The organism is Pseudomonas sp. 58 R 12 (genome assembly GCF_900005865.1).
GTDB classification, from domain to species: Bacteria; Pseudomonadota; Gammaproteobacteria; order Pseudomonadales; family Pseudomonadaceae; genus Aquipseudomonas; species Aquipseudomonas tritici.
Genome location: NZ_CVTP01000016.1, coordinates 295,447 through 311,432, shown reverse-complemented (window position 1 = coordinate 311,432; position 15,986 = coordinate 295,447). Strand labels below are relative to the sequence as shown.

The 15,986-nt window shown below is 60.0% G+C and carries 17 protein-coding genes; 12 read left to right on the top strand and 5 right to left on the bottom strand.

Annotation, left to right across the window (positions count from 1 at the left end; translation table 11 throughout):
* Positions 1–24 precede the first annotated feature (24 nt).
* On the bottom strand, positions 25–777 hold the full coding sequence (locus BFP95_RS10790; RefSeq protein ID WP_065874407.1) for a DUF2059 domain-containing protein: 753 nt from the start codon (positions 775–777) through the stop codon (positions 25–27).
* 131 nt (positions 778–908) lie between these two features.
* Here BFP95_RS10790 and BFP95_RS10785 point away from each other — a divergent pair, with 131 nt between their 5' ends.
* Both BFP95_RS10785 and BFP95_RS10780 read left to right on the top strand, forming a co-directional pair.
* The gene (locus BFP95_RS10785; protein ID WP_065910029.1) at positions 909–1,541 is read left to right on the top strand and encodes a 2OG-Fe(II) oxygenase; all 633 of its coding nucleotides are present in this window, start codon (positions 909–911) and stop codon (positions 1,539–1,541) included.
* A gap of 2 nt (positions 1,542–1,543) precedes the next feature.
* Positions 1,544–2,038, top strand: a complete 495-nt coding sequence (locus tag BFP95_RS10780; RefSeq protein ID WP_065910027.1) for a DUF523 domain-containing protein — start codon at positions 1,544–1,546, stop codon at positions 2,036–2,038.
* 38 nt (positions 2,039–2,076) lie between these two features.
* Here the strand turns inward: BFP95_RS10780 and BFP95_RS10775 are convergent, their stop codons facing one another.
* Positions 2,077–2,571 (bottom strand): transporter substrate-binding domain-containing protein, encoded by a 495-nt coding sequence (locus BFP95_RS10775; RefSeq protein ID WP_065891340.1) that lies wholly within the window; start codon positions 2,569–2,571, stop codon positions 2,077–2,079.
* Between the two features lie 134 nt (positions 2,572–2,705).
* Between BFP95_RS10775 and BFP95_RS10770 the strand changes: the two genes are divergently transcribed.
* Positions 2,706–3,146, top strand: a complete 441-nt coding sequence (locus BFP95_RS10770) for a DUF4399 domain-containing protein (protein ID WP_065874403.1) — start codon at positions 2,706–2,708, stop codon at positions 3,144–3,146.
* 64 nt (positions 3,147–3,210) lie between these two features.
* Here BFP95_RS10770 and serA read toward each other — a convergent pair whose 3' ends face one another.
* Positions 3,211–4,440, bottom strand: coding sequence for a phosphoglycerate dehydrogenase (gene serA, locus BFP95_RS10765; RefSeq protein WP_049711054.1), 1,230 nt, complete (start codon positions 4,438–4,440; stop codon positions 3,211–3,213).
* A 205-nt stretch (positions 4,441–4,645) separates the two neighbouring features.
* On the opposite strand from serA, the gene BFP95_RS10760 reads away from it, so the two are divergent.
* From BFP95_RS10760 to BFP95_RS10745, 4 genes are all read left to right on the top strand, one after another.
* On the top strand, positions 4,646–6,040 hold the full coding sequence (locus tag BFP95_RS10760) for an FAD-binding oxidoreductase (RefSeq protein ID WP_065910025.1): 1,395 nt from the start codon (positions 4,646–4,648) through the stop codon (positions 6,038–6,040).
* Between the two features lie 22 nt (positions 6,041–6,062).
* A complete protein-coding gene (locus BFP95_RS10755) occupies positions 6,063–6,728 on the top strand; it encodes a fumarylacetoacetate hydrolase family protein (protein WP_049711056.1) in 666 nt (221 codons plus the stop codon).
* Between the two features lie 247 nt (positions 6,729–6,975).
* Positions 6,976–7,902, top strand: coding sequence for an SdiA-regulated domain-containing protein (locus tag BFP95_RS10750; RefSeq protein WP_065891341.1), 927 nt, complete (start codon positions 6,976–6,978; stop codon positions 7,900–7,902).
* A 120-nt stretch (positions 7,903–8,022) separates the two neighbouring features.
* Entirely contained in the window at positions 8,023–8,937 is a 915-nt protein-coding gene (locus tag BFP95_RS10745) for an SdiA-regulated domain-containing protein (RefSeq protein ID WP_065874400.1), read from the top strand.
* A gap of 64 nt (positions 8,938–9,001) precedes the next feature.
* Here the strand turns inward: BFP95_RS10745 and rpiA are convergent, their stop codons facing one another.
* The gene (gene rpiA / locus BFP95_RS10740) at positions 9,002–9,673 is read right to left on the bottom strand and encodes a ribose-5-phosphate isomerase RpiA (RefSeq protein ID WP_065874399.1); all 672 of its coding nucleotides are present in this window, start codon (positions 9,671–9,673) and stop codon (positions 9,002–9,004) included.
* 136 nt (positions 9,674–9,809) lie between these two features.
* On the opposite strand from rpiA, the gene ilvA reads away from it, so the two are divergent.
* Genes ilvA through BFP95_RS10725 form a run of 3 tightly spaced genes read left to right on the top strand, consistent with a single transcriptional unit; the run spans position 9,810 to position 12,246 of the window.
* The gene (gene ilvA / locus BFP95_RS10735) at positions 9,810–11,324 is read left to right on the top strand and encodes a threonine ammonia-lyase, biosynthetic (protein ID WP_065874398.1); all 1,515 of its coding nucleotides are present in this window, start codon (positions 9,810–9,812) and stop codon (positions 11,322–11,324) included.
* Between the two features lie 40 nt (positions 11,325–11,364).
* A complete protein-coding gene (locus BFP95_RS10730; protein ID WP_065874397.1) occupies positions 11,365–11,778 on the top strand; it encodes a DUF2269 family protein in 414 nt (137 codons plus the stop codon).
* On the top strand, positions 11,779–12,246 hold the full coding sequence (locus BFP95_RS10725) for a DUF2269 family protein (protein WP_065874396.1): 468 nt from the start codon (positions 11,779–11,781) through the stop codon (positions 12,244–12,246).
* Positions 12,247–12,376: 130 nt separating this feature from the next.
* Here the strand turns inward: BFP95_RS10725 and BFP95_RS10720 are convergent, their stop codons facing one another.
* Positions 12,377–13,033, bottom strand: coding sequence for a histidinol-phosphatase (locus tag BFP95_RS10720; RefSeq protein WP_065874395.1), 657 nt, complete (start codon positions 13,031–13,033; stop codon positions 12,377–12,379).
* A gap of 143 nt (positions 13,034–13,176) precedes the next feature.
* On the opposite strand from BFP95_RS10720, the gene BFP95_RS10715 reads away from it, so the two are divergent.
* Both BFP95_RS10715 and ptsP read left to right on the top strand, forming a co-directional pair.
* Complete coding sequence (locus BFP95_RS10715) at positions 13,177–13,656, top strand: RNA pyrophosphohydrolase (protein ID WP_049713461.1); 480 nt, start codon at positions 13,177–13,179, stop codon at positions 13,654–13,656.
* A 22-nt stretch (positions 13,657–13,678) separates the two neighbouring features.
* Positions 13,679–15,958 (top strand): phosphoenolpyruvate--protein phosphotransferase, encoded by a 2,280-nt coding sequence (ptsP, locus tag BFP95_RS10710; RefSeq protein WP_065874394.1) that lies wholly within the window; start codon positions 13,679–13,681, stop codon positions 15,956–15,958.
* Positions 15,959–15,986: the final 28 nt, after the last annotated feature.

The window sequence follows — 15,986 nt, the reverse complement described above, 5'->3', positions numbered from 1 at the left end:
CAGGCAAGCCAGCTCCCACACTTGTTACGGTGCCAAGCTTGAAGTGCTTTGGCCGACTGCCAGCCCTGCACGAATCGCCGCCAACGCCGCCTGGTAATACGCCTTACCTTCCGACGACTCCGCAAACGTAGCGAATTCTTCCAACTCCGGGTCAGATAAATCCCGATAAACGTACAGCAGCGTGTTGTTCAGATCCTTGTCGATCTGCTGCATCAACCGCTCACGCTGGCCATTCAACATGCCCTGGGCCTGACCGCCGCCCAACAGGCCGGGGATCATCTGGCTCAGGCTGTCGGCCGCCACGCCGGCAATCGCCAGGCTGACTTCCGCACCGGCCTCACGGGCTGGCAAGGCCTGGGCCAGGTGGCCGATGATCAGGCTGCGGGTGGCGTCGGCTTGGATTTTTGGCAGGCCCTGAGCGTTTTTCGCCAGTTGGTCGCGGCGCGTCGCCAGCAACTCGGCGGCGACAATCTTGCGGCCCAAGGGCGATTGAAAAAACGCCAGGGCAGGCTTCGGGTCCGCCAGGTTCTTGCGCAATTGCGCCTCGGCACGCTGGTCCATGGCCTGGGCGGCAAAGCGTTTATTGCTGTTGTCCACCAGCGCCTGATACACCGCTGGCGGCAGGCTGTTGCGGTAGCGCTGCTGGGCCGCACTGAGGGCGTCATTGAAATGCGCACGTTGTTCGGCCCAGCCGGCGACCTTGTACAACTGGTCATGGCCGTCTGCCCAGGCGGGCAAAACGCAGAACATCAGCAAGGAAAAAAACAAACGACGCATATGGACTCCTGTCAGTCGGCCACTATTGTCCGTGTCGGGCGTAGGATTTGTCGAGAAGTCCTATCGGTCACCTGACTAAAGTGTATTCAGACGCTCGGCGGCTCTGTCGGATTCACAGGCGTATGGATACTATGCGCGCCATGCAAATACCCCTCGATCACCCGCTGTTGCAACGCATTGTCGACGACCTGGCCGAAAAAGGCTGGTCCCGACAAGACGGCTTTCTGCCCCAGGCTCTGACCCTGGAACTGGCGGCTGAGTGCCGTAAACGTGCGGCCGAAGGTGAATTGGCCCCGGCGGCGGTCGGGCGCGGACCGGCCCAAGAGATTCGCGAAGGTATTCGCGGTGACCATATCCAATGGCTGGAAGAGGGCGATGCACCAGTCTGCGACACCTATATGGCGTTGATGGACAGCCTGCGCCTGGCAATGAACCGTGGCCTGTTTCTCGGCCTCGAAGACTTCGAAAGCCACTTCGCGATGTACCCGCCGGGCGCGTTTTACCTCAAGCACCTGGACCGGTTCCGTGACGATGATAGGCGCATGGTCTCGGCGGTGATCTACTTGAACAACGCCTGGCTGCCCGAGCATGGCGGCCAGTTGCGCATGTACCTCAAGGACGGCGTCGAATACGATGTGGTGCCCACCGGTGGTAGCCTGGTGGTGTTCCTGTCGGGCGAGGTGCCCCACGAAGTCATGCCCGCTACGCGCGAACGCCTGTCCCTCACTGGCTGGTTTCGCCGGCGGGGCAACGAGCCGTTTTGAGCATGCAAAAGATTCTGGTCAGCCGTTGCCTGCTTGGGCACAAGGTGCGCTACGACGGCGCGGCGAGCGGGCCGTTCGACCAACTGGCGGCGTGGCAAGCCGAAGGGCGAGTGGTTGCGATCTGCCCGGAAGTGTCCGGTGGCTTGCCAACGCCGCGCCCACCCGCCGAGATCTCGGGCGGGCAGGGTGCAGAGGTGTGGGAAGGCCGCGCCCAGGTGTTGACCGCCGAGGGCGAAGACTTCAGCGCTGCCTTTCTCGATGGCGCGAGCCAGGCCTTGGCGCTGGTGCAGCGCCATGACATCCGCATCGCCGTGCTCAAGGCGAATAGTCCGTCTTGTGGAAACTTGCTGACGTACGACGGCACCTTCAGCGGCGTGAAGGTGAGCGGCGAAGGCGTGACGGCAGCGCTGCTCAAACAGCATGGCGTGCAGGTGTTCAGTGAGTTGGAGTTGCCTGAGGCGTTAGTAGCGCTGGCGCAGCTATCGAAACCTGTGTAGGTCAAAATGTGGGGGCTGACCGAGTCAAATCCGAAAAATCACTGTGCCTTGGCTACCGGGGTCTCGCTCTCAAGCCACTTCTGGGCCAATGCCTTCAATCGGCCATCTGCCTTCACCCGCCCCAGCGCCTTATCCAGACTCGCCTTGAATGCCGGGTTACCTTTCTGGAACGGGATCGCCAACTCAGGCTTATCGCTGTAAGGCTCACTGAAATCGAACCGATCCTGCAGCTCGGCAGTCATAGCGATATGGTTGATCGCTACGTCGTACTTGCCGCTTTCCACACCTGGCAACAGGTCGGCATCATCGGTGGTGATAAATGACGGGCGCACGTCCATCTCTTTAGCCAGTTGTTCACCCAGTTCCACTTCGAAGCCGGTGAGTTTGTCGCCTTCCTTGAAGTTGAAGGGCGGGGTATTGGCTTCAAGGGCGATGCGCAGTTCGCCACGGTCATTGACGTCGTCGATCAGTTCGGCATGAGCCAAAGGGCTCAGAAGGGGAAGCAAAAGTAACAGGCCAGGCGAAAAGCGCATGGTCACTCCTAGAGAATTCGAATGTGCGAGGCGCCGTTCAGCATCGCTTTGCTATGGTGTTGAGTGCCTTGGACAGCAATTTGTCGCGAAGTTGTCATCAACCTACAGATTTCATGGAAAAACTGGAGAAGCGAATGAAAGCCTTTTTGTCCCGTGCCACCCTGGCCTCCTTGATGCTGGGTGCGTCTATGTTGGCTACCGCCGCAGACGGCATTCCGCGCAGTGCGCCGCCTGAAGGCGCCAAAGTATTCATCGTGTCGCCAAAAGACGGCGCCACTGTCGATAAAACCTTCACCGTCAAATTCGGCATGGAAGGTTTGAAACTCGCGCCTGCCACTGACCAGGCGCCAGGCACTGGCCACCACCATCTGCTGATCGACCAAAAAGAACTGCCTGACGCCAGCGTGCCCATCCCGGCCACCGACACCGTGATCCACTACGGCAAGGCCCAGACCGAAACCGAACTGACCCTCACCCCAGGCAAGCACACCTTGCAACTGGTGGCCGGCGACAAACTGCACATGCAGTTCAACCCGACTGTAGCGTCGAAAGTCATCACGGTTAACGTTAAGTAAGATTTGTTCAGATGAAAAAAAGGGAGCCCCGAGGGGCTCCCTTTCTCGTGGTGCGATCGAAACCTTAGAACAACACGCGGCTACGAATCGTGCCGTTGATGTGCTGCAGCTTCTCTTGCGCCAGGTCCGAGTACTCGGCGTCGACGTCGATGACCACGTAGCCGACCTTCTCGTTGGTCTGCAGGAACTGACCGGAGATGTTGATGCCGTTTTCAGCGAAGACCTTGTTGATCTCCATCATCACGCCAGGAATGTTCTGGTGGATGTGCAGCAGACGGTGCTTGCCAGGGTGGGCCGGCAGCGCCACTTCCGGGAAGTTGACCGAGGACACGGACGTACCGTTGTCGCTGTACTTGACCAGTTTTTCCGACACTTCCAGGCCAATGTTGGCTTGGGCTTCAGCGGTGGAACCGCCGATGTGCGGGGTCAGGATCACGTTGTCCAAGCCACGTAGCGGGCTTTCGAAGATGTCGTCGTTGGAGCGCGGCTCCACCGGGAACACGTCGATAGCGGCGCCGATCAGGTGCTTGTCCTTGATCGCGTCGGCCAGGGCGTCCAGCTCGACCACAGTGCCGCGCGCTGCGTTGATCAGGATGCCGCCTTTCTTGATAGCGCGGATTTCCTTCTCGCCGATCATCCACTGGGTTTCAGTGGTTTCCGGAACGTGCAGGGTCACGATGTCGGACATACCCAGCAGCTCGGTCAGGCTCGACACTTGCGTGGCGTTGCCCAATGGCAGCTTGGTCAGGGTGTCGTAGAAGAACACCTGCATGCCCAGGCCTTCCGCGAGTACCGACAACTGCGTACCGATCGAGCCGTAACCGACGATACCCAGCTTCTTGCCGCGGATTTCGAAGGAGTTGGCTGCGCTCTTGATCCAGCCGCCACGGTGGCAGGAAGCGTTCTTCTCAGGAATGCCACGCAGCAGCAGGATGGCCTCGGCCAGCACCAGCTCCGCAACGGAACGGGTGTTGGAGTACGGTGCGTTGAACACCGCGATGCCGCGCTCGCGCGCTGCGTTGAGGTCGACCTGGTTGGTACCGATGCAGAAACAACCGACAGCCACGAGCTTTTTGGCGTGGTCGAAGATCTCTTCGGTCAGCTGAGTGCGGGAGCGAATGCCGATAAAGTGCGCGTCGGCGATCTTTTCCTTTAACTGGGCTTCCGGCAGAGAACTGGTGATGTACTCAATGCTGGTGTACCCGGCAGCTTTCAGAACGTCGACAGCCGATGGGTGGACGCCTTCCAGAAGAAGGAACTTGATCTTGCTCTTATCGAGAGAAGTCTTGCTCATCTGCGTAAACCTGTATCCCGGAGAAAAATGGCAGGGAATCGGATCGAGTAAGCTGACCCGGACGGCAGGAAAGCCGTCACCGCAGAAACGCCCTTGGGCTCTGTCCTGCGGGGGCGGTATGCTAGCATACGCGCCCCGCTAAACACCTATTCCTGCGACGTGAAGCGTTCTCAGGATGACCATGAATTGTTCGAGAGTTCTGTCGATGACCCATCCTGCCCTGATTGATGAGCTGAAGACCCTGGTTGAGCCCGGCAAAGTGCTGACCGATGCAGACTCCCTGGAGGCTTACGGCAAGGATTGGACCAAGCATTTCGCACCCGCGCCGACCGCCATCGTCTTTCCCAAGACCATTGAGCAGGTCCAGGCCATCGTGCGTTGGGCCAATGCGCACAAGGTGGCGCTGGTGCCGTCCGGTGGGCGTACTGGCTTGTCGGCAGCCGCTGTGGCGGCCAACGGCGAAGTGGTTGTGTCATTCGACTATATGAACCAGATCCTCGACATGAACCTCACTGACCGCACCGCCGTGTGCCAGCCGGGCGTGGTTACCAAGCAATTGCAGAACGTCGCCGAAGAAAAAGGCCTGTACTACCCGGTGGACTTCGCTTCGTCCGGTTCCAGCCAGATTGGCGGCAATATCGGCACCAATGCCGGCGGGATCAAGGTGATTCGCTACGGCATGACCCGTAACTGGGTGGCCGGCATGAAGGTCGTCACTGGCAAGGGTGATGTGCTTGAACTGAACCGCGACCTGATCAAGAACGCCACCGGCTACGACATGCGCCAGCTGTTTATCGGCGCCGAGGGCACCTTGGGCTTTGTGGTCGAAGCCACCATGCGCCTGGACCGTGCGCCGAAAAACCTGACGGCCATGGTGCTGGGGACCACCGATTTCGACTCGATCATGCCGGTATTGCACGCGTTCCAGAGCAAGCTGGACCTGACCGCCTTCGAGTTCTTTTCCGACAAAGCCCTGGCCAAAGTCCTCGGCCGTGGCGACGTGCCGGCGCCGTTCGAAACCGAATGCCCGTTCTATGCGCTGCTGGAATTCGAAGCCACCACCGAAGAAGTCGCCAACCATGCGCTGGAAACGTTCGAACACTGCGTCGAGCAGGGTTGGGTGCTGGACGGCGTGATGAGCCAGAGCGAAACCCAACTGCACAACCTGTGGAAACTGCGCGAGTACATCTCCGAGACCATTTCCCACTGGACGCCGTACAAGAACGACATCTCGGTCACCGTCTCCAAAGTACCGGCTTTCTTGAAGGAAATCGACGCGATCGTCGGCGAACACTACCCGGATTTCGAAATTGTCTGGTTCGGTCACATTGGCGACGGCAACCTGCACTTGAACATCCTCAAGCCGGAAAACCTCAGCAAGGATGAGTTCTTCGCCAAGTGCGCCACCGTGAACAAGTGGGTGTTTGAAACCGTCGAGAAGTACAACGGCTCAATCTCCGCTGAACACGGCGTGGGCATGACCAAGCGCGATTACCTGACCTACAGCCGCTCGCCGGTTGAAATCGAATACATGAAAGCAGTGAAAGCGGTGTTCGACCCGAACGGGATCATGAACCCCGGCAAGATTTTCGCTGTTTAACCGCCCCTGAAGGAGTCGTTTCATGAGCTACCAGCACAAGTATGTCGACGGCACCAACATCCACTTTCCGGTCGGTAAAGTGGTGTGTATCGGGCGTAACTACGCCGAACATGCCAAGGAACTGGACAACCCGGTGCCTACCGAGCCGTTGCTGTTCATCAAGCCGGGCAGTTGCGTGGTGCCGTTGGAAGGCGGTTTCAGCATTCCAACCGAGCGCGGCTCGGTGCATTACGAAGCGGAAATCGCGGTATTGATCGGCAAGCCTTTGTCGAACAAGCCCAGCCGTGAAGAAGTGCTCGACGCCATCTCCGGCTTCGCCCCGGCCCTGGACCTGACCCTGCGCGACAAGCAGGCCGAGCTGAAAGCCAAGGGCTTGCCGTGGGAAATCGCCAAGTCTTTCGACGGCGCGGCAGTCATCGCACCGTTCGTGGTGGGCAGTACGTTCCCGGACGTGACCGATATCGGCATCCGCCTGACCATCAATGGCGAAGTGCGCCAGGATGGCAACAGCGCGCAAATGCTCAACCCGATCATTCCGATGATCCAGCACATGGCCGGCTGCTTCTCGCTGCAAGCGGGTGATGTGATCCTCACCGGCACCCCGGCCGGCGTGGGCCCGCTGAATGTGGGTGATGAGCTGGTGCTGGAGCTGTCGGGTGTGAATCGCTTCGAAAGCAGCGTTCGCTAAACCCTGGCGAAACGCGGTTAAAAATGTGGGAGCGGGCTTGCCCGCGATGCAGGCACCTCGGTCATCTGACGTACCGAGTCGCCTGCATCGCGGGCAAGCCCGGCTCCCACAGGGTTTTGTGTGCGCCTGGAGTTTCCAGTTTTTTGCATTTTTTTCACACATCATCCGGATAATCCTCAGCCACTTGCACACGGGCACCTCGATCCTGTGCTATCACCTAACGCTGACTTTCCGGAAAAAGCACCCAATGGCCGTGCCCCTGCCTACCGTCACCCCCAAGCTGCGTTCCCGCCTTGCCCTGCGCTGGTATTCCTGGCTATTGCTGGCGGGCGTGATTGTGTACGGCGTTGCCTGGGCCATGCACTGGGATGATCGCGGCGTACTGTGGATGCTGGAACGCTTCGAAACCCCCGCCGAGCGCCAAGAGAGCGTGTGGCTGCCGGACTATCATGCCGTCATCGATGGCAAGCTTTTGCCGGGGATGGAGAAGGACGAGGCTTCGGACGTCTCCTACAACCCTCAGACCAAAACCCTGTTTTCCGTGATGGGCAAAAACCCATTCCTCGTCGAGTTGAGCCTGCAAGGCGATGTGTTGCGCAAGATGCCGCTCAATGGCTGGGATAACCCGGAAGGTATCACCGTGATGGAAAACGGTTTGATGGCGGTGGTCGATGAGCGCCAGCACACGGTGACCCTCGTCAAGGTCGTCGCCACCACCCAGCAATTGAACAAGGCTGACTTCCCGAGTTACGACCTGGGCCCCTCCAAGGATCAAAACAAAGCGTTTGAGGCCGTGGCTTGGGACAAGCCTAACCAGCAACTGGTGTTCGGTGAGGAACGCCCGCCGGCACTGTTTACCTGGAAAAGCGACGGCAGCCAGGCCCTGGTCGGCAGCAAGCAAAAGCTCGCCAGCACCGAGCTGGATATGCGTAACCTCTCGGCCCTGGCCGTCGACCCGCGGACCGGCCATTTACTGGTGCTGTCGGCTGATTCCCACCTGTTGCTGGAGCTGGACGAGAAGGGCGGGCAAGTCAGCTTCATGACCTTGCTCGGCGGTTTCAACGGCCTTAAAAACACCATTCCCCGTGCAGAGGGCGTGACCATGGGCGACGACGGCACGCTGTACATGGTCAGTGAGCCAAACTTGTTCTATCGCTTCGAAAAACAGAAATAACGGACAGATTGCGTCGGATATTTCTCTATCAGCGGCATTCGCCAGACACTGGGCTGCGTTTAAGTTTAAATTCAGACAGGCGTGATATTCATTCGCTACTTTTGAACTTGAGCCCCTCCGATGCGACGACTAGCCCGCCCCAAACCTATGTTCTTTATTCTTGCACTGATCGCCCTGGTCAGCGCCGGGGTCGTTGCGCAGCATTTTCGCCTGTTCGAGCGCGCTTGGTTCAACTGGCAAGTGTGGCGCAAGCCGGTGAATGAGCGCTCCATCGGCCTGGCGGACTATCGGGTAGCCCTGGAGGCCCAGGTGATCGAGGGGCTCAACGACGACGTCTCGGCTCTTACCTACGACCCAGTGCGCAAAAGCCTGTTTACCGTCACCAATAAAAACGCCGAACTGATCGAGTTGTCGCTGGAGGGCAAGATCCTGCGGCGTATTCCCTTGGTGGGATTTGGCGATGCCGAGGCGGTGGAATTTATCAGCGACAACACTTATGTCATTAGCGATGAGCGCCAGCAGCGCTTGATCAAGGTCCATGTGGATGACGACACCCAATTCCTCGACGCCGCCGATGCGGAGCAAATGACGCTGGGCCTGCACGTTGGCGGCAATAAGGGGTTTGAAGGCCTGGCGTACGACTCGGTGGGCAAGCGCCTGTTCGTCGCCAAGGAGCGCGACCCGATGCTGATCTATGAGGTCCATGGCTTTCCCCATTTCAAACCGGAAAAAACCTACTCGGTGCACGTGATCAACAACCCCAAGCGTGACGCCGGGCTGTTTGTGCGTGACCTCTCGAGCCTGCAATACGACGAGCGCAGCGGCCATCTCTTGGCGCTGTCGGATGAGTCGTTTCTGGTGCTGGAACTGGATATCGACGGTCGCCCGTTGAGCAGTCTGTCGCTGCTGAACGGGCGCCATGGCCTGAAGAAGCGCGTGCCCCAGGCGGAAGGGATCGCGATGGATGATGACGGTAACTTGTACCTGACCAGCGAGCCGAACCTGTTCTACGTGTTCAAGAAGCCAAATCCCTGAAGCACCACAGAACCAAATGTGGGAGCTGGCTTGCCTGCTCCCACATAAAGCACAGCCGGTGGGGTTAGGCCTTGAGGGTTTTCACACCGTCGGAAGTGCCCAGCAACAACACATCCGCCGGACGCGCCGCGAACAAACCATTGGTGACTACACCAACGATCGCGTTGATCTGCGTCTCAAGCGCCACCGGATTGGTGATCTGCATGTTGAACACGTCGAGGATGATGTTGCCGTTGTCAGTCAACACGCCTTCGCGGTACACCGGGTCGCCGCCCAGTTTCACCAACTCGCGGGCCACGTGGCTACGGGCCATCGGGATGACCTCAACCGGCAACGGGAACGCGCCGAGTACCGGCACCAGCTTGCTGGCGTCCGCGATGCAGATAAAGGTCTTGGCCACGGCCGCGACGATCTTCTCGCGGGTCAGGGCTGCGCCGCCGCCTTTGATCAAGTTCAGGTGTTCGTCGCTTTCATCGGCGCCGTCAACGTAGAACTCCAGGTCGCTCACGGTGTTGAGCTCATACACCGGAATCCCATGGCCCTTGAGGCGCGCGGCGGTGGCTTCGGAGCTGGCCACGGCGCCGTCGAATGCGCCCTTGTGCTGAGCCAGTGCATCGATAAAGCAGTTGGCGGTGGAGCCGGTGCCGACACCGACGATGCTCTTGTCGTCGAGTTTAGGAAGGATTAAATCGACGGCGGCCTGGGCCACTGCCTGTTTGAGTTGATCCTGGGTCATGCGGGCTCCGGAACGGGCGGGGAGTAAAGAGGGGCGCGAGTATAACCCAACAAAACCTCTGGATTCGTGTGGTCGCCCGGCCGAACGCTGGGTTAGACTCCTTGGCCCTGCCCATCCCGCCCAGTGATTTCCGCCGATGCTTGAACAGTACGTCAAAAAGATCCTCACCTCGCGCGTTTACGACATTGCCGTAGAAACCCCGTTGCAGACCGCCCGCCAGCTTTCCGAGCGGCTGGGCAACAAGGTCTGGCTCAAGCGTGAAGACTTGCAGCCGGTGTTCTCGTTCAAGATTCGCGGCGCCTACAACAAGCTGACCCAACTGAGCGCCGAAGAGCGTGCGCGCGGTGTGGTCACGGCGTCGGCGGGCAACCATGCCCAGGGCCTGGCCCTGGCGGCCAAGGTACTGGGGGTGAAAGCCACTATTGTCATGCCCAAGACCACTCCGGAGATCAAGGTCGAAGGCGTGCGCTCGCGTGGCGGCAAAGTGGTGCTGCATGGCGATTCCTTCCCGGAAGCTCTGGCCTACTCGCTGAAACTGGTCGACGAAAAAGGCTACGTCTACATTCACCCCTACGATGATCCGCACACCATTGCCGGGCAGGGCACCGTGGCGATGGAAATCCTGCGCCAGCACCCGGGGCCGCTGGACGCGATTTTTGTACCGGTGGGCGGCGGCGGGCTGATCGCGGGTATTGCGGCCTATGTGAAATACCTGCGCCCAGAGATCAAAATCATCGGCGTCGAACCGGACGATTCCAATTGCCTGCAAGCCGCGATGGCGGCGGGTGAGCGCGTGGTGCTGCCGACCGTGGGCCTCTTTGCCGATGGCGTGGCGGTGGCACAGATCGGCCAGCACACCTTCGACATCTGCAAGGACTACGTCGATGAAGTGATCACCGTGAGCACCGATGAAATCTGTGCGGCGATCAAGGATATCTACGACGACACCCGCTCCATCACCGAACCAGCGGGCGCCTTGGGCGTGGCAGGTATCAAGAAATACGTCGAGACCCGTGGCGTTACCGGGCAGACTCTGGTGGCGATCGACTCCGGCGCCAACGTCAACTTCGACCGCCTGCGCCATGTGGCCGAGCGCGCGGAGTTGGGTGAAGGCCGCGAAGCCATCATCGCCGTGACCATCCCCGAAAAGCCCGGCAGCTTCAAGGCGTTCTGCGAGGCTGTGGGCAAGCGCCAGATCACCGAATTCAACTATCGCTTCCACTCCGGCAGTGAGGCACACATTTTTGTCGGCGTGCAGACCCACCCGGAAACCGACCCGCGCAGCGCGCTGATCACCAGCCTCACCAGCCAGGGTTTCCCGGTGCTGGACCTGACCGAGAACGAGCTGGCCAAGTTGCACATCCGCCACATGGTCGGCGGCCATGCGGCCCACGTCAGCAATGAAGTGGTGTTTCGCTTCGAATTCCCGGAGCGTCCGGGCGCCTTGTTCAACTTTCTTAACAAATTGGGCGGGCGTTGGAACATCTCGATGTTCCACTATCGCAACCACGGCGCAGCAGACGGCCGTGTGGTCGCCGGCCTGCAAGTGCCGGCGGACGAGCGCCACCTGGTACCGGCAGCCCTGGAAGCCATCGGCTACCCGTACTGGGATGAAAGCGATAACCCGGCCTACACACTGTTCCTCGGATGAGCGACTACGCTGATTGGGGCGGCCTTAAGGAAGACGACACATGGAAACCCTGACCACCCTGAAAGTTATCCACATCGCGGCCACCGTATTGCTGCTGCTCAGCGGCCTGGGCTTGGCGTTGCTGGCCTGGCGCAAGCGCAGCGCCGGCCCGGCGGTGACCGTGCAACGCCCGTGGGCGTTTGTCTGGTTGTTGATGGGCATTTGCGTCGTCAGCATGCCGTTTACCGGTTGGTGGCTGGTGCACCTGACCGGCTGGCCGCTGGGCCAGACCTGGATCCTCGGTTCCAGCATCCTCTACACCGTGGCGGCGCTGGCGTGGTTCTGGCTGGTGGCGCGGCTTAATCGCCTGCGTAAGGGCGAGGGCGGCAGCTTGAACTTCACGTTGGTGCTGGCGGTAATCAGCCTGGTGGGGTTTGTGGCGATTGCCGGTTTGATGGGTGCCAAGCCTGTCTGAATGAGTGCCTACCTGCTGCTGAAAACCCTGCATATTCTCTCGTCGACCGTACTGTTCGGGCTGGGCGCGGGCTCGGCTTACTACGCGTTACGCGCCTGGCGCACCGGCAACGTGGAAGTGATCGCCGTGACCTTCAAGCACTTGGTGTTCGCCGATTGGGCGTTTACCGCGACCACGGCGGTGTTCCAGCCGTTGAGCGGGATTGGCTTGATGCATCTGGCGGGCTGGTCGCTGCAGCAGAGTTGGTTGCAGTGGACGTTCGGTTTGTATGTGCTGGCGGGGATCTGCTGGCTGCCGGTGGTGTGGTTGCAGATTCGCGTACACAAGATGGCGGAGCGGGCGTTGCGGGAGGGGACGGCGATGCCGATCAAGGCCACGACCTATATGCGCTGGTGGTTTGGCCTGGGGTGGCCGGCGTTCCTGGCGTTTATGGCGATTTTCTACTTGATGGTGGCCAAGCCTATGTAGTGAGCGGGCTTGCCCCGCGCTGGGTGGCGGAGCCGCCCCAAACCAGGCGAATTGGATTCATCTGGAATTCGGTATTGTCTGTATTAGGGCTGCTTCGCAGCCCAGCGCGGGCAAGCCCGCTCACTACAGGTCAGCTGCGCAACGTGATGACCGGCCAGCCACGCTTCTCGGCCTCGGCCCGCAAATTCGGGTCCGGATCCACTGCCACCGGATGAGTCACTTGCTCCAGCAGCGGTAAATCATTCATCGAGTCGCTGTAGAAGTAACTGTCTTCCAGGCTGAACCCGGTCTCTGCCAGCCAGCGATTCAAACGTGTCACCTTGCCCTCGCGAAAGCACGGCACGTCGGTGCTCCGCCCGGTATAACGGCCGTTTTCCATCTCGCACTCGGTGGCGATCAGGGTTTCCACGCCCAGGCGTGCGGCAATCGGCGCGGTGACGAAACGGTTGGTGGCGGTGATGATCACCAGCGTGTCACCGGCGTCGCGGTGCTTGGCCAGCAGTTCGGCGGCCAGCGGCAGCATCAGCGGCTCAATGCAGTCTCGCATGAAGTCATTGTGCCACTCATCCAGTTGGGCCATCTCAGTACGGCCGAGGATTTCCAGGCTGAAGTTCAGGTAGGCGGCATTGTCCAGCTTGCCGGCCAGGTAATCCTGGTAGAACTCGTCGTTGCGCGCCTTGTAGGCGATGGGGTCGAGAATCCCGCGTTCACAGAGGTAATCGCCCCAGGCGTGATCGCTGTCACCGCCAAGAAGGGTGTTGTCCAAGTCGAATAAAGCCAGGCGCATTGCAGTTACTCGCTGAAAAGTCTGTAAAAAGGCGTCCAGAATACGGTCTTTTCACAAGAGTGCACATAAGGTAAGAAGCCTCGTTGCCGCTGGAACAACCTTTGTGGAACAATGCGGCGACATGCGTTTGCGAGGTTGTTGCCGTGATCGACCCCGATGGTTTCCGTCCTAATGTCGGGATTATTCTTACGAATGATGCCGGACAGGTGCTATGGGCTCGCCGAATCAACCAAGATGCCTGGCAGTTTCCTCAAGGCGGAATCAACCCCGACGAAACCCCTGAAGACGCCTTGTACCGTGAGTTGAATGAAGAAGTCGGCCTTGAGCGTGAAGATGTGCAGATTCTGGCCTGTACCCGTGGCTGGTTGCGCTATCGTTTGCCGCAACGCCTGGTGCGTACCCACAGCCAACCGCTGTGCATCGGCCAGAAGCAGAAATGGTTTCTCCTGCGCCTGATCTCCGACGAGCAGCGGGTGCGGATGGATTTGACCGGTAAACCGGAGTTCGATGGCTGGCGCTGGGTCAGCTATTGGTACCCGTTGGGCCAGGTGGTGACATTCAAGCGCGAAGTGTATCGTCGCGCTCTCAAAGAGCTTGCCCCGCGCCTTTTAGCGCGCGACTGACGACGGAGTTCGACCCCGAGCCATGCTCAATACGCTGCGCAAGATCGTCCAGGAAGTTAACTCCGCCAAGGATCTCAAGGCGGCGTTGGGGATTATTGTGTTGCGCGTCAAGGAAGCCATGGGCAGCCAGGTCTGCTCGGTTTACCTGCTGGACCCCGAGACCAACCGTTTTGTGCTGATGGCCACCGAGGGCCTGAACAAGCGCTCCATCGGCAAGGTCAGCATGGCGCCCAATGAAGGTCTGGTGGGCCTGGTGGGGACGCGTGAAGAACCCCTGAACCTCGAACATGCAGCCGATCACCCGCGTTACCGCTACTTTGCCGAAACCGGCGAAGAGCGTTACGCCTCGTTCCTCGGCGCACCGATCATTCACCACCGCCGCGTTGTGGGCGTGTTGGTCATCCAGCAAAAAGAGCGCCGTCAGTTCGACGAAGGTGAAGAAGCCTTCCTGGTGACGATGAGTGCGCAATTGGCCGGAGTTATCGCCCACGCCGAGGCGACGGGCTCGATTCGCGGCCTGGGGCGTGAAGGCAAGGGCATCCAGGAAGCCAAGTTCGTCGGCGTGCCGGGCTCGCCGGGCGCTGCGGTTGGTACGGCGGTGGTCATGTTGCCGCCGGCGGACCTGGATGTGGTGCCGGACAAGACCGTCAAAGACATCGACGCCGAAATCAAACTGTTCAAGACCGCCCTGGAAGGCGTGCGCGCCGACATGCGCAACCTCTCGACCAAGTTGGCGACCCAGCTGCGGCCCGAAGAGCGCGCGCTGTTCGACGTGTACCAGATGATGCTCGATGACGCGTCCCTGGGTAACGAAGTCAAGACTGTGATCAAGACCGGCCAGTGGGCCCAGGGCGCGTTGCGCCAAGTGGTCACCGATCACGTCAACCGTTTTGAAATGATGGACGACGCCTACCTGCGCGAGCGCGCCTCGGATGTGCGTGACCTCGGTCGCCGTCTGCTGGCCTACCTGCAGGAAGACCGCACCACCAACCTGGTCTACCCCGACAACACCATCCTGATCAGTGAGGAGCTGACCGCCACCATGCTCGGCGAAGTGCCGGAGGGCAAGCTGGTGGGCCTGGTCTCGGTACTCGGTTCGGGTAACTCCCACGTCGCGATCCTGGCCCGTGCCATGGGTATCCCGACGGTGATGGGCCTGGTGGACCTGCCGTATTCAAAAGTGGATGGCATCGACATGATCGTCGATGGCCATCGCGGCGAAGTGTTTACCAACCCCAGCGACGTGCTGCGCAAGCAATACGCCGAAGTGGTTGAAGAAGAGAAACAGCTGGCGCTGGGCCTCGACTCATTGCGCGAACTGCCGTGCGTGACCACCGATGGGCATCGTGTGCCGCTGCTGGTCAACACGGGCTTGCTGGCGGATGTAGCCCGTGCGCAACAGCGCGGCGCCGAAGGGGTGGGCCTGTACCGCACCGAAGTGCCGTTCATGATCAATCAGCGTTTTCCGAGCGAGAAGGAGCAGCTGGCGATTTATCGCGAGCAACTGCAGGCCTTCCACCCGCTACCGGTGACCATGCGCAGCCTGGACATCGGCGGCGACAAGTCACTGTCGTATTTCCCGATCAAGGAAGACAACCCCTTCCTTGGCTGGCGCGGCATTCGCGTCACGCTCGACCATCCTGAAATTTTCCTCGTACAAACCCGCGCCATGCTCAAGGCCAGCGAAGGCCTGAATAACCTGCGCATCCTGCTGCCGATGATTTCCGGCACCCATGAGCTGGAAGAGGCGCTGCACCTGATTCACCGTGCGTGGGGCGAAGTGCGCGATGAAGGCGCCGACGTACCGATGCCGCCGATTGGCGTGATGATCGAAATCCCGGCGGCGGTGTACCAGGCTAAAGAGCTGGCGCGGCAGGTGGATTTCCTTTCGGTGGGTTCCAACGACCTGACCCAATACCTGCTGGCCGTGGACCGTAACAACCCACGGGTGGCCGACCTCTACGACTACCTGCACCCGGCGGTGCTGCAAGCCTTGCAACACGTGGTGCGCGACGCCCATGCCGAAGGCAAGCCGGTGAGCATCTGCGGTGAAATGGCCGGCGACCCCGCGGCGGCGGTGCTGTTGATGGCGATGGGCTTTGACAGCCTGTCGATGAACGCTACCAACTTGCCGAAGGTGAAGTGGATGCTGCGTCAGGTCGAACTGAGCATGGCCAAGGATCTGCTGGCAGAGCTGATGACCATCGATAACCCGCAAGTTATCCACAGCTCGCTGCAACTGGCGCTGAAGAACCTGGGGCTGACGCGGATGATCAACCCGGGCTCCGCGAAGAGCCTCTGACTTCAGATGGTGGGCTTTTGTAGTGAGC